At 72.9% G+C, this 13,960-nt stretch carries 9 protein-coding genes and 1 tRNA gene; 7 read left to right on the plus strand and 3 right to left on the minus strand.

Going from position 1 to position 13,960, the window contains the following annotated elements; all coding sequences use genetic code 11:
- Positions 1-2 precede the first annotated feature (2 nt).
- Positions 3-236, plus strand: a complete 234-nt coding sequence (locus ACZ6CV_RS00550; protein ID WP_355808351.1) for a hypothetical protein — start codon at positions 3-5, stop codon at positions 234-236.
- Here ACZ6CV_RS00550 and ACZ6CV_RS00555 read toward each other — a convergent pair.
- Positions 205-1,524 carry a glycosyltransferase 87 family protein gene (locus ACZ6CV_RS00555; RefSeq protein WP_469248465.1) on the minus strand — a complete coding sequence of 440 codons (1,320 nt, stop codon included), beginning with the start codon at positions 1,522-1,524 and terminating at the stop codon, positions 205-207. The genes ACZ6CV_RS00550 and ACZ6CV_RS00555 overlap by 32 nt on opposite strands.
- A gap of 111 nt (positions 1,525-1,635) precedes the next feature.
- On the opposite strand from ACZ6CV_RS00555, the gene ACZ6CV_RS00560 reads away from it, so the two are divergent.
- Positions 1,636-1,708: transfer RNA gene (locus ACZ6CV_RS00560), tRNA-Ala, on the plus strand.
- A gap of 126 nt (positions 1,709-1,834) precedes the next feature.
- Here ACZ6CV_RS00560 and ACZ6CV_RS00565 read toward each other — a convergent pair.
- Entirely contained in the window at positions 1,835-3,427 is a 1,593-nt protein-coding gene (locus ACZ6CV_RS00565) for an NADH-ubiquinone oxidoreductase-F iron-sulfur binding region domain-containing protein (protein ID WP_469248467.1), read from the minus strand.
- Entirely contained in the window at positions 3,424-4,569 is a 1,146-nt protein-coding gene (locus ACZ6CV_RS00570) for a hypothetical protein (RefSeq protein WP_469248469.1), read from the minus strand. Before ACZ6CV_RS00570 ends, ACZ6CV_RS00565 begins: the two co-directional genes overlap by 4 nt.
- Before the next feature lie 439 nt (positions 4,570-5,008).
- On the opposite strand from ACZ6CV_RS00570, the gene leuS reads away from it, so the two are divergent.
- From leuS to ACZ6CV_RS00595, 5 genes are all read left to right on the plus strand, one after another.
- Positions 5,009-7,909 carry a leucine--tRNA ligase gene (gene leuS, locus ACZ6CV_RS00575; RefSeq protein WP_469248471.1) on the plus strand — a complete coding sequence of 967 codons (2,901 nt, stop codon included), beginning with the start codon at positions 5,009-5,011 and terminating at the stop codon, positions 7,907-7,909.
- A 129-nt stretch (positions 7,910-8,038) separates the two neighbouring features.
- Positions 8,039-8,737, plus strand: coding sequence for a hypothetical protein (locus tag ACZ6CV_RS00580; protein WP_469248473.1), 699 nt, complete (start codon positions 8,039-8,041; stop codon positions 8,735-8,737).
- Between the two features lie 98 nt (positions 8,738-8,835).
- Entirely contained in the window at positions 8,836-9,681 is an 846-nt protein-coding gene (locus tag ACZ6CV_RS00585; protein WP_469248475.1) for a DegV family protein, read from the plus strand.
- Positions 9,682-10,276: 595 nt separating this feature from the next.
- A complete protein-coding gene (locus tag ACZ6CV_RS00590; RefSeq protein WP_469249574.1) occupies positions 10,277-11,092 on the plus strand; it encodes a ComEA family DNA-binding protein in 816 nt (271 codons plus the stop codon).
- Positions 11,089-13,740: a ComEC/Rec2 family competence protein gene (locus ACZ6CV_RS00595; protein ID WP_469248477.1), complete on the plus strand. Its 2,652-nt coding sequence runs from the start codon at positions 11,089-11,091 to the stop codon at positions 13,738-13,740. Before ACZ6CV_RS00590 ends, ACZ6CV_RS00595 begins: the two co-directional genes overlap by 4 nt.
- The last annotated feature ends 220 nt before the right edge of the window (positions 13,741-13,960 follow it).

Genomic DNA, 13,960 nt, shown 5'->3' on the forward strand with positions numbered 1-13,960 from the left:
CGATGGGTGCACACAGGCGGAAATGCGACTGGTGCGGCAGTGGCACACCGATCGTCCGCGACATGGAACCGGTCCATCAGGACTACCAGTACTGGTGTGAGGAGTGCGCGCGGGCGCTGATCATAAAGGGCGACCCCATCGAGACCTACCGCGAACTCGAAGGGGAGCCGATCTACGGACGGCTGCTGGACGAGCACTGCACCCTCAAACGGTTCTACTCGTTCGCGACGGCCTGACCGGCGTCCGCGACCGGGGGATCTTCGGTCCCGGCGGCGGTCCCGTCGGCGTGTCCGGCGTCCGCGACCGCCTCGCCGCGGTGATCAGGAACCCCGAACCGAGCACTACGTAGAGGGCCGACAGCACCATCTGGCCATAATTCTGGCCGAGTTCGAGCCGCCCCACTCCATGCGGCACCCACCACAGGGCGTACGAACAGAACGCCAGGTAAGCGCCCCCGGCGGCCGCCCACCGCGCCCGGCCGCCCCGGCGCGCCGCCTCCGCCCCCAGGAGCAGCACCATCGGCACGCACCAGACCCAGTGGTGCGACCACGACACCGGGCTCACCAGGAGCGCCGTCACCGCGCAGGCCAGCGCGGCCCAGGCCCGCTCACCGCGCAGGGCGGCGACGACCGCCACCGCGAGGCCGAGCGCCCCGGCCAGGGCGGCGGCCACGGCCCAGCACGCCCCGGGCTCCCCGGTGTGCAGGAGCCGGGCGAGTACGCCGCGCAGGGACTGATTCGCGGTGTCCTCGGCGAGCCCGACCCGGCCCGCCTCGAACACCATCCGGGTCCAGAACCGTCGCGAGTCGTACGGCAGGACGACGGCCGCGAGAAGGGTGGCACCGGCGAACGAGACGGCGGCCACGCACGCGTGGCGGACGGGCGGCCGCCACGGGCCGCGCCGCACGGCCTCGGCGGCCCCGGTGAGGAGCAGGAACGCCACGAAGAGCGCCGGCGTCAGCTTGATCGCCGCCGCGACGCCGATGCCCACGCCCGCCCAGCGGTGGCCGGGACGCCGGGACAGGTCCCACAGGACGAGGACGCCGAGCAGCAGGTTGATCTGCCCGTAGCGCAGGGTCGTCCACACCGGCTCGCACCAGACGACGGCGGCGGACGCCCACAGAGCGCCCTCCACGCGCGCGTGCCGCTCGCCGCGGAGCAGGTGGCCGCGGGACGGGTCGTTCTGGATCAGGCGCAGGGAGAGATGGGCGAAGCCGACCAGGAGGAGCAGGTTGCCCAGGGTCGCGAGGGTGCGCATGTCCGCCGTCGTCAGCAGGGTCAGCGGCGTGAACAGCAGGGCGGCGAACGGGGGGTAGGTGGTGGGCAGATGGGCCTCGGTGGTGCGCAGCGCGTAGAGGTCGCCGCCGCCGCGCACGGTCGCGCCCTCCGCGCGGTAGACCATCAGGTCGATCATCGAGACGTCGGCGGCGCGCTGTGCGAGCCAGAAGGCCGTGAAGGAGAGCAGGCAGGCCCCGGCGGCCAGAGCCACACGGCGGCGGGCGGCGGCGGGCGCGATCACGGTCACGAAGGCTGACAGTACCGGCCGTATCCACCCAGACCGGAAACGATTTGGTGGAGCACGGGTCCGACCGTGTAATGTTGGCGGAGCCGCCGGGGAAACCGGGCGGACAGGCAAGGGGCTATAGCTCAGTTGGTAGAGCGCCTGCATGGCATGCAGGAGGTCAGGAGTTCAATTCTCCTTAGCTCCACAGAATATGAGCGGGCCACCCGGATCGGGTGGCCCGCTTTTTCATGTCCCTCGTCCCTTTCGCATCCTTCGCGGCCGGGTGTCCCTGCCCTCGCCGGGGAGCACTGCCAGCACTGCCGTCACCGCGTCACTGCCTTCCGCTGCCGAGCGCCCTGCGGCGTCGCCCCGGAGGGAGCGCCGCCGGCAGCGCGGGGCCGGTCCGCGGTGTGGGCGGCTGGGGTTCCTCGACGCGCAGCGCGAGGGCGGGACAGCGGCGTACGGCACGTGCGGCACGCGCTTCGGAGTACCGCGGTACGGACGCTTCCGCCACCGAGGGGAAGCCGTCCGGGCCGAGCTGGATGAGCTCCGGGACGATGTCGGCGCACAGCCCGTGGCCCTGGCAGAGGGTCCAGTCGACGGCCAGCTTGCGGCCCGTGGGCGCTTCGGTCTGCGCCACGTCCGCCTGGAGGGGGAGGACCCCCGCGACCGGACGGCCGCAGCCGGCGCCCAGGACGTGGGCCGCGAGGTCGTCCGTGAACGTCGAGATCGTCGACTCCAGGAAGGCCGCCGAGCCGTCCGGGTGCTTGCACGCCCCGCGCCGCTTCACGGCCCGCGTCACCTCGCGCAGCGCTTCGAGGGCGGTCGGCCCGCCGCCCTGGAGCACGTCCGCGAGGCCACGGGCGGCGGCGGGCAGGCCGAGGTAGCAGGGGCCGCACTGGCCCGAGCTCTCGGCGGCCAGCCAGTGCGCGACGCGCAGCGACTCCCCGAGCGGGCAGGTGTCCTCGCCGAGCGGCAGGACGGCGCCCGCGCCGAGCGCACCGCCGCAGGCGTCCAGGGAGACGCGGGAGACGACCGCGTCGTGCGCCGTGACGCCGTCGAGCCATCTGCCGTGATAGCCGCCCGTGAGGACGCCCTGGGGGAGCGCGGGGGCGCCGGCGAGCTGGAGCACGTACTGCAGCGGCACTCCAGTGGGCACCTCCACGACCATCGGCCGCGCGACCGCTCCGGAGAGGGTCAGCAGGACGGTGCCGGGCTCGTCGCGCAGGCCGGTGCGGCAGTAGCGGTCGGCGCCGGCCCGGGCGGCGACGGCGAGTTGCGCGAAGGTCTCCGCGTTGGAGAGCAGGGTGGGGGCGCCGCCCACTCCGGAGTCGGCCGTGCGCACCTTGCGGCCCGGCGGCAGCGGCGGGCCGCCGTCCGCCGAGCGGACGAGGGCGGAGGACTCTCCGGTGACCATGCGCACCGGATTGCGCTGCACGCGCGCGCGGAGCGCCGGCCCGCGCCGGTCGGCCAGGCCGCGCTCGGCGAGCGCGGTGCGCATCGAGGCCTCGGTGGAGTCGCGCGTCACGCCGACCACGAGAGTGCGCGCCCCGAGGGCCTCGGCGGCCAGCAGGGCGCCGTCCAGGATGAGGTGGGGCGCGCGGTTGATGAGGACGGTGTCCTTGCGGCAGGCGGGCTCGTCCTCGCTGCCGTTGACGACGACCACGGGACGGACGCCGCGCCGTATCGCCGCGTCGGCGACGGCCCGCAGCTTCTGGGCGAAGGGAAAGCCCGCGCCGCCCCGGCCGCGCAGCGAGATGTGTTCCGCGAGCCGGGCGAGCGGCTCGCCCGCCATCGGTTCCAGGGGGCCGTGCACCTTCAGGTGCATGCCGAGGTCGAGGCGTTCGACGAGGTCGAAGCCCGAGGTGAGCAGGGGCAGGCCGACGACACGGACTTCGGGGACGTCGGGCAGCGGCGCGTTCACGGGTGGCCTCCGGTGGCGGCGTTCCAGGGCTCACCGGAGCTGGGGGCCTGGAAGGGCCGGGGCAGCGGCTCGGTGGCGGGGCCGTGGTCGTACACGGGATCGAGGACGGGATCGGGGGCGGGGGCGAGGGGCATGTCGTACGCAGGGTCGTAGACCGGCTGGGGTGCCGTGTCGTACGTGGGCGGCGGCGCGACGTAGGGGGATTCGGCGGGGGGTGGCGGGCAGGGGGCGGGCCAGCGGCCGTCGGGGTCGGGACGGGGCACGGTGACGGTGGGGTGCGAGGCCGTGTGGGAGGCCAGCGCGCGGTAGGCCGCCGAGATGCCGACGACGGGGTCGGTGGCCGGGGCGGTGGAGGTCGTGCCGGGCAGCGGTACGGAAGCGGTGTCCCGCGCGGGAGGGTCCTCCGGGGGCGGCGCGTCGGGCGCAGGTTCGAGCAGCGCCAGGATCCGCGCGGCGACCTTCCGCTTGATCGGCAGGGGAGCCGCGCGCAGGGCGACGGCCCCGGCGACGGCGACCAGGCACAGGCAGTACAGGGTGACGACCCAGGGCTTCGGCTGCCGGCCCGCGTACAGGCCGTGGACGAGCGCCGAGCACCAGGCGGGGTAGGCCAGCATGTGCAGCGCCCGCCAGCGCGACGCGATCCGCGCGGGAGAGGCGAAGGCGCTGCGCAGGGCGCCGGTGACCCCGGTGACGAGCATCAGCACGCCCGCGAGCGAGCCGAGGCCGATGAGCCCGGCACCGCCGGTGACGCCGAGCCCGAAGGGCATCACGGCGCCGAACAGCGACACATGGTCGAGGGCGACCTTGATGGTGCCGTGCAGCAGCAGGAAGCCGATGGAGGCCACCGCGGTGGCCCGGTGCACGGCCTGGGCGAGCAGACGCTGGCGCGAGTGCAGGAAGAGGCGGTCCGTGGCGATCAGGCCCCACAGGACGGCGGCGGTGAGCGAGACCAGGGACAGGACGCCGGCGGTGAAGTCGATGGCGGCCCGCAGGGCGTCGCTGCCCGCGAAGACGAGCACGGGTATCAGGAGCAGCGCTCCGGCGCTCAGGGCCCGCGACAGCGGGAAGGAACCGGATGCGGTCGAACGTGGAGACGATCGAGGGAGGGAACGGCTCTTGCGGTGCGGGTGCAGAGGGTTCATGGGGGCGGCTCCGAGAGGGTTCGGTCCGCCGCATGCTAGGTCGCTCCATACCGGTGGGTACGAGGTTTGAGTTATTGCGTTGTTATCAAAGCGCGACACGATCTTGGTGTTGCCCCGTTAGTGGCCGGTACGCGGAGTAACCCTTGGCCAGAGCTCGGGCCCGGCCGCCGTGGACGGCGTCCTTACGTGGGGCTCGGTCCGGGCTCGGGCGTCCCGGGCGGCGTCCGTGGAAGCTCGTCGCGGGCCGCGCGGACGCTGCGGTACCCTGACGCCATGCGTGCCGTACGCCTTCTGCTTAGCGGGCCGCGCTGATCAGTCCCGACCGCCGGTGAACCGCGGTCGGCATCGGCGCGGCGTCCCCTCCTGTGCGAGGGGCATTTTTGTTTGACCAGCACGGTCAATTCCGCAGGCAGAGACGATCGATGGAGCTTTGAGGATCATGAGCGAGACGAATTCTGCTGCCGCCTCCGAGGTGGCCGCGCCGCACCGCTACACGGCCGCTCTGGCCGCTGAGATCGAGGCACGCTGGCAGGACTTCTGGGACGCCGACGGCACCTACGAGGCGCCGAACCCGAACGGCGACCTGGCCGCGCGGACCGAGGCCGAGGCCGCGCTGGTGGCCAAGCCCAAGAAGTTCGTGATGGACATGTTCCCCTACCCCTCCGGAGCGGGCCTGCACGTCGGCCACCCCCTGGGGTACATCGCCACGGACGTCTACGCGCGCTTCCAGCGCATGACCGGGCACAACGTCCTGCACACCCTGGGCTTCGACGCCTTCGGCCTGCCCGCCGAGCAGTACGCCGTGCAGACGGGCACCCACCCGCGGGTCTCCACCGAGGCCAACATCGAGAACATGAAGGCCCAGCTGCGCGCGCTGGGCCTGGGCCACGACAAGCGCCGGTCGTTCGCGACGATCGACCCCGAGTACTACAAGTGGACCCAGTGGATCTTCGTCCAGATCTTCAACTCCTGGTACGACGCCGACGCCGCCAAGGCCCGCCCGATCGCCGACCTGGTCGCGCAGTTCGAGAGCGGTGAGCGCGCCGTACCGGACTCCACGCGCGCGTGGAGCGAGCTGGACGCCGCGGAGCGCGCCGAGGTCCTGGGGAACTACCGCCTGGCCTACGCCTCCGACGCGCCCGTCAACTGGTGCCCCGGCCTGGGCACCGTCCTGGCCAACGAGGAGGTCACTGCCGACGGCCGCTCCGAGCGCGGCAACTTCCCCGTCTTCAAGGCCAAGCTGCGCCAGTGGAACATGCGCATCACCGCCTACGCCGACCGGCTGCTCGACGACCTGGACGCGCTGGACTGGCCCGAGGCCATCAAGCTGCAGCAGCGCAACTGGATCGGCCGCTCCGAAGGCGCCCGCGTGAGCTTCCCCGTGGGCATCGAGGGCGACGCCATCACCGTCTTCACCACCCGCCAGGACACCCTGTTCGGCGCGACCTACATGGTTCTGGCGCCCGAGCACGACCTGGTCGACAAGGTCATCCCCGAGACCTGGCCCGAGGGCACCCACGAGGTGTGGACGGGCGGCCACGCCACGCCCGCCGAGGCCGTCGCCAAGTACCGCGCGTTCGCCGCCGCCAAGTCCGACGTGGAGCGCCAGGCCGACGCCAAGGAGAAGACCGGCGTCTTCACCGGCGTCTACGCCACCAACCCGGTCAGCGGCGAGCAGGTCCCCGTCTTCATCGCCGACTACGTCCTGATGGGCTACGGCACCGGCGCGATCATGGCCGTCCCGGCGCACGACAGCCGCGACTTCGCCTTCGCCCGCGCGTTCAACCTGCCGATGCGCTGCGTGGTCGAGCCCTCGGACGACCGCGGCACCGACCCCAGGACGTGGGACGACGCCTTCTCCTCGTACGACGCGAAGCTGATCGACTCGGCCAACCCCGAGATCTCCCTGGACGGCATGGACGTCGACGGAGCCAAGGCCCGCATCACCGGCTGGCTGGCCACCCGCGGCATCGGCGAGGGCACCGTCAACTTCCGCCTGCGCGACTGGCTGTTCAGCCGCCAGCGCTACTGGGGCGAGCCCTTCCCGATCGTCTACGACGAGGACGGCGTCGCGCACGCGCTGCCCGAGTCGATGCTGCCCCTGGAGCTGCCGGAGGTCGACGACTACTCCCCGCGCACCTTCGAGCCGGACGACGCGGACACCTCCCCGGAGACCCCGCTGTCGCGCAACGAGGACTGGGTCAACGTCACCCTGGACCTGGGGGACGGCCCCAAGCAGTACCGCCGCGAGACCAACACCATGCCCAACTGGGCGGGTTCGTGCTGGTACGAACTGCGCTACCTGGACCCGCGCAACGACGAGCAGCTGGTCGACGCCGACGTCGAGCAGTACTGGATGGGCCCGCGCGAGGGGCAGCCGACCGGCGGCGTCGACCTGTACGTGGGCGGCGCCGAGCACGCGGTGCTGCACCTGCTGTACGCGCGCTTCTGGTCGAAGGTCCTGTTCGACCTGGGCCACATCTCGTCGGCCGAGCCGTTCCACAAGCTGTACAACCAGGGCATGATCCAGGCGTACGTCTACCGGGACGCCCGCGGCTTCCCGGTGCCGGCGACCGAGGTCGAGGAGCGCGACGGGAAGTTCTTCTTCGAGGGCGAGCCGGTCAAGCGCGAGCTGGGCAAGATGGGCAAGTCCCTGAAGAACGCCGTCACGCCGGACGAGATCTGCGACGAGTACGGCGCGGACACCCTGCGCCTGTACGAGATGGCGATGGGCCCCCTGGACGTGTCGCGCCCGTGGGACACCCGCGCGGTCGTCGGCCAGTACCGCCTGCTGCAGCGGCTGTGGCGCCTGATCGTCGACGAGGCGACCGGTGAGGTCACCGTCGCCGACGTGGTCGAGGGCGACATCGACGAGAGCACCCTGCGCGCCCTGCACAAGGCGATCGACGGCGTCCGCCAGGACCTGGACGGCATGCGGTTCAACACCGCCATCGCCAAGATCACCGAGCTGAACAACCACCTGACGAAGGTGGGCGGCGCGGTGCCGAGGTCCGTCGCGGAGCGCCTGGTGCTGCTGATCGCGCCGCTGGCCCCGCACATCGCCGAGGAGCTGTGGCGCAAGCTGGGCCACACCGACTCGGTGGTCCACCGGGACTTCCCGGTCGCCGACCCGGCGTACGTCGTGGACGAGTCCGTGACCTGCGTCGTGCAGATCAAGGGCAAGGTCAAGGCGCGCCTGGAGGTCTCCCCGTCGATCTCCGACGCCGAGCTGGAGAAGATCGCGCTGGCCGACGAGAAGGTCGTCGCCGCGCTGGACGGCGCCGGGATCCGCAAGGTGATCGTGCGGGCGCCGAAGCTGGTGAACATCGTTCCGGCGTAGCCGTCGGTCCGGCGCATAGGGGTCTTCCCCTACGGGCAGGTTGGGGGTTCTGCTGGAACCCCCGGCCTGCCTTCTCCGTTTACCGTGGAAGGAGCCGAATGGTCCGGACGGGATGCGGAGAGGAGCGTCATGGGAGCCATGGGCGCAATCGTGGCGCTGCTGGTCGTGCTGTTCTTGGTGCTCGGGGTGTACGCGACGGTGAAGGTGGTCCGCGCCGCCAAGCGAGGAGTGGACCGCACCATCCTGGAGGCCCGCCGGACGGTGGAGGACACCACGCTGCGGGCGAAGAGCTTCGGCCAGTTCGGCACGGCCGCCGAACTGGCCCAGCTGCGGCTCTCGTTGCGCTCGTCCATGCGCGCCACGCAGGACGTCCTGCACGCGGGCGCCGTCGACGACGCCTCCCTGAAGGAGACGCTCAGTCTCTTCGAGCGGCTCAGCGCCCACGGCCACGAGCTGGACGACGAGCTCCGACGCCTGGAGCGCGACCCGGACAAGGCCGCGCTGACCGCACGCCTCCCCGATCTGCGGGAGCGCACGACGCAGATCACCAAGGCGGCCGACTCGCTGCGCTGGTCGGCGCGTGACCGGGCCCGCCGGTTCGCGGGCGACGACCTGGACGACCTGAGCACGCAGATCGACATGGAGGCGGGCGCGCTGCGGCACTGGACGACGGAGCCGCCTACCACTCAGTCCGCGGGACCGTCCGCGTCGACCGCCGGGCCGTCCCGACCCGCCGACTCGTCCACACCGCCCCCCGCGATCAACCCGCCCGCCTCAAGGCCCACCTATCCGTGGGAGAAGAAGACCAAGCCCGAAAGCACGACCTGATCCGCCCACCCGTCCGTCCCTGCGGGCGGTTTTCTCTGGAACCGGGTGATCAGGGGCCGGGCTGCCGCCCGGCGGCACAGACAGGTAATCTCCAGCTCATGTCCCGCCATGTCGCGATCGTCACGGATTCAACGGCCTACCTGCCGCAAGGGACGATGGAGCGGCACGGCATCACCGCGGTGCCGCTGACCGTGGTCCTGGGGGACCAGGCGCTGGAAGAGGGGTCCGAGATCTCGGCCCGCTCCCTCGCCCAAGCGCTGCAGAGGCGGAAGTCGGTGACCACGTCCCGGCCCAGTCCCGAGGTTTTCGCGCAGACGTACCGCGAGGCGGCGGAGGCGGGCGCCACGGCCATCATCTCGCTGCACCTCTCCGCCGAGTTCTCCGGCACGTACGACGCCGCGGTCCTCGCCGCGAAGGAGGCGCCGGTGCCGGTACGGGTGGTGGACACCGGCATGGTCGCGATGGCCCTCGGCTTCTGTGCCCTGGAGGCGGCGCAGGCCGTGGAGGCGGGCGACTCGGTGGAGGAAGCGGTGACGGCGGCGGAGAAGCGGGCGTCCGGCACGTCCGCGTACTTCTACGTCGACACCCTCGAATATCTGCGCAGGGGCGGCCGTATCGGCGCCGCGCAGGCGCTGCTGGGCTCCGCGCTCGCCGTGAAGCCGCTGCTGAAGCTGGACGGCGGCCGCATCGACATGCTGGAGAAGGTACGGACGGCGTCGAAGGCGATCGCCCGCCTCGAGGAGATCGTGGTCGAACGGGCCGGGGCCGGCCAGGTCGACATCGCGGTGCACCACCTGGCGGCGCCGGAACGGGCGTCGACGCTCGCCGAGCGGCTCAGGGAACGGGTGCCGGGGCTGGCGGAGCTGCATGTGAGCGAGGTCGGCGCGGTGATCGGGGCGCACACGGGGCCGGGGTTGCTGGGGGCCGTGGTGTCGCCGCGGTGAGGTTCGCCTCCCGGGGCGCGGTTCACACGCGCGGGTGACGGAGTTATCCACAACTGCTGGGTAATCCACGGGAATTGACCAAGATCAACAAGTTTTCCCCGCAGTGTCTAACGTCGTCGGCATGACACTTCGATCACTCAACAGGACAGTTGCAGCGACGAGCGGGCCGGGGCGCGGCCCTACGTCCGACGGCCGCACGAGCCGACGTTACGCCCGCGAGCGGATGCGGCGCGGTCGGCCCCCGGCGGGGGCGATGGGCGCGGATGCGGTGAAGCTGCGGGCGGAGAGGCTCTTCGTCGAGGGGCAGGGGCAGGGGCAGGCGCAGGCCCAGGCGCAGGGGCAAGGGCGGCTGGCCTCCGGGCCGGGGCGGGAGCCGTCGCAGATGAAGTCGCAGGTGCTGCTGAGGCCCGAGTCGTCGCAGGTGAAGACAGCAGCGCCGCCGCGGCCCGAGCCGCCACCACCGGCGCCACCGCGTACGCGGTGGCTGGACGGGACGGACACTGATGCGGCGCCGGCGCCGGTGCCTGCCCGGAGCGTGCGGGGCGAGGGGGAGACTGCGTCGGCGCCCGCCCCCGGGTGGGCGCGGGGAGCGGAGGTGGCGGAAGCGCCGGCGGGCGAGGAGGAGCCCACTCCAGACGCGAGGGCGAGCTCGCGGCGGGGGCGGACCGGGGTCGGGCTCGCCGTCCGGGAGCGCCTGCCGGTGTGGCTGCAGGCGCGGTGCGGCCTCGAACGACGTGGCGTGATCGCGCTCGTCGCCGTCCTGGTGATCGCCGCGACCTTCGCGGCTCAGCACTTCTGGGCGGGCAGGACCCAGCCGGTCCGGCCGCCCGAGGTGGTCCGTGCGGCGCGCACCGCCTCCGAGCGGGGCGCGGAGCCCGCTCCCGCGCCGGGGCCGTCCCCGCAAGCGGGTCAGGCAGGACAGACGGCGGCGGCCGCCGGTGGTCCCGGCGCCAAGATCGTCGTGGACGTCAGCGGAAAGGTCCGCCGACCAGGTGTGCAGAGGTTGCCGGCCGGATCCCGGGTGGCTGATGCCCTACGGGCCGCGGGCGGCGTCAAGCCCGGCGCGGAGACGGACGGCCTCAACCGCGCGCGGTTCCTCGTGGACGGCGAGCAGGTGGCCGTGGGTGTACCGGCGCCGGCTGCCGGGGCCGGCACGGGAGCCGGGGCGCCCGGCGGCGCGGGAAGCGGCGCGGCAGGAGGAGTCGGAGGCGTGACCACGGGCCCCATTGGTCTGAACACGGCGACGGCGGAGCAGCTCGACGAACTACCCGGCGTCGGACCCGTGTTGGCGCAGCACATTCTCGACTACCGCGCGGAGCACGGCGGTTTCCGCTCCATCGAGGAGCTCCGCGAGGTCAACGGCATCGGCGACCGCCGCTTCGCGGATCTCCAGGATCTCGTACGGCCATGACGCGCGCGGCAGTTCACCTCGCCTCCGGCCACCGCCTCGGCGCCGCGCACCCGCGGCAGGAGGGCCCGGTCGACCTCCGGCTGGTGCCACCCGCGCTCGCGGCATGGGGAGCGGCCGCTCTGCTGCTGGACGCCCCACCCCGGTGGGTGATCGGCGCTGTGGTGGGATGCCTCCTGGTGTCCGGCGCTCTCTTGGTGACGTGGACCGCGGCCGGGGGCCGGCGGCGATGGGGAAGACTTTCGGCGGCAGCCGTGCTCCTCTGCATCGCCGGGGCCGCGGCTTCGGCGGCGCTGCACGGCGCGGACCTGCGCCGGGGTCCGATCCCCGGGCTGGCACGTGAGTACGCGCGGGTGGAAGCCGAGTTGAAGGTGACGTCCGATCCCCGGCGCACCCGACCCCGCGTCGCGAGCGCGCACACGATGCCGCCTTCCGTCGTCCTGAACGCCGAGGTCGTCCGCGTCACGGGGACGGACGGCACGACGACCGCGACGCGCGCACCGGTCCTCGTCGTCGTACGCACGGAGGCGGAGCGGAAGCGGGCCGGGGCCGGTGACACCTGGCTCAGGCTGCTGCCGTCCACCAGGCTGCGGGTGGAGGCGAGGCTGGCCCCGCCCCTGCCGGAAGGGGACAAGGTGGCCGCCGTCCTCCGGGTGTCGGGGGAGGGGGCGCGGACGCCGCGCGTGATCGGGGGGCCGTCCGGGGCGCAACGGGTGGCCGGGGCGTTGCGGGGCGGGTTGCGCGAGGCCACGGACGGGCTGCCGGCCGATGCGCGCGCGCTGCTCCCCGGCCTCGTCATCGGGGACACGTCGCGCGTGCCGGCCGAGCTGGACCAGGCCTTCCGGGCGACCGACCTCACACATTTGCTCGCCGTCAGCGGGGCGAACCTCACGATCGTCCTGGTCCTGCTCATCGGGCCGCAGGGCACCGCCCAGCGGGTGGAACGGCGCGGGTTGGCCCCCAAATTGGGGATCCCGCTCCGCACGACCGCATTGCTCGGCGGGGTGCTCACGCTCGGCTTCGTCATCGTCTGCAGACCCGATCCGAGCGTGCTGCGGGCCGCGGCCTGCGGACTGATCGTGCTTCTCGCCATCGCGACCGGGCGGCGCAGGTCCCTGATTCCCGCGCTGGCCACGGCGGTCCTGCTGCTGGTCCTGTACGACCCGTGGCTGGCGCGGAGTTACGGCTTCCTGTTGTCCGTTCTCGCCACCGGGGCGTTGCTCACCCTCGCGCCGCGTTGGGGTGACGCGCTGCGCGCGCGGGGTGTGCCGTCACGGTTGGCCGACGCGCTGGCCGCCGCGGCCGCGGCGCAGGCGGTGTGTGCGCCGGTGGTCGCCGTCCTGGCGGCGCGGGTGAGTCTGGTGGCGGTGCCGTGCAATCTCCTCGCCGAGTTCGCCGTGGCGCCGGCCACGGTGTTGGGCTTCGCGGCCCTGGCTGCGGCGCCGGTCGCGATGCCCGTCGCCGAGGCGCTTGCGTGGTGCGCGAGTTGGCCGGTCGAGTGGATCGCGGGGATCGCCCGTACGGGGGCGGCGTTGCCGGGGAGCGGGGTCGACTGGCCGGACGGCTGGCGTGGCGGGTTCCTGTTGGCGCTCGCGACGGTGGCGCTCGTCCTGGCGGGGCGCAGGATCGTGCGGCATCCGTGGCTGATCGTGGCCTGCGCCGTGCTGCTCTTCCTGGTGGTCGTCCAGCCGCCGCCGGTCACCCGGGTGATCGCGGGCTGGCCGCCGCCAGGGTGGCGGATGGCGATGTGCGACGTCGGGCAGGGAGACGCCCTGGTGTTGGCGGCAGGGGACGGGGCCGGGGTGGTCGTCGACGCGGGACCCGACCCGGTCGCGGCCGACCGGTGCCTGCGTTCACTCGGGGTCACACGGGTGCCGCTGGTGCTGCTCACGCACTTTCACGCCGATCATGTCGCGGGGCTGCCGGGGGTGTTGCGAGGGCGAGAGGTGGGGGAGATCGAGACGACGGGGTTCCAGGAGCCGCCGGAGCAGGTGGAGTTCGTACGCGATCAGGCGGCGGCGGCGCGTGTGCCGGTGGTCCGGGCGGCGGTGGGGGAGCGGCGCCGAGCGGGCCCCCTGGACTGGCAGGTCCTCTGGCCGCCGGGTCCGTCCTCTGATCCGGCCACGGACCCATCCACGGATCCATCCATGGACCCATCCACGGATCCATCCACTGGCCCCACCGCTGACCTGCCCATAGGCCCGGCTGCGGCGCCGGTGCCGAGGCCTGAGGGGCCGAACGACGCGAGTGTCACTGTGCTCGTGCGGACGGGTGGGCTGAGCCTGTTGCTCCTCGGCGACCTCGAACCGCCCGCCCAACGGGCTCTGTTGCGCTCGCCGGCTGCCGCGTGGCTCGGCTCTGTCGACGTGCTCAAGGTGGCGCATCACGGTTCGGCCCACCAAGATCCGGAGCTTCTGCGCAGGGTGGCGCCGCAGCTGGCGCTGATTTCTTGCGGTGCCGACAACTCGTACGGGCATCCGTCGCCGGTGACGGTCGCGGCGCTGCGGGCTGCGGGAGCGGAGGTGTTGCGCACGGACAGGGATGGGGCGATCGCGGTGATGGGGTCGGGGGCGCGTTCGGGGAAACGGGCGGGGACGCGGACGGGGGCGCGGACAAGGGCGCGGCTGGAGGTGGCCACGCGGCCGCCCTGACGCTCCTCCGCGGCACCGCTCCTCCGCGGAAGCGCTCCTCCGCAGCATCGCTCTCCGTGGCACCGCGGCCGACGCCCGCGCCGGCCGGCTACCGCCGGGAACCCCGCTCTGACCTGGGAAGACGTGTATCGCAGACGGTCAATTCGGGGTAGACGCGACAGTTCCAGCGCATCGTCCGCATTCCCTTGATCTGGGTCCGTGTTGCGCCTAAAGCCGCAAC

It is taken from the genome of Streptomyces sp. NPDC041713 (assembly GCF_055591085.1).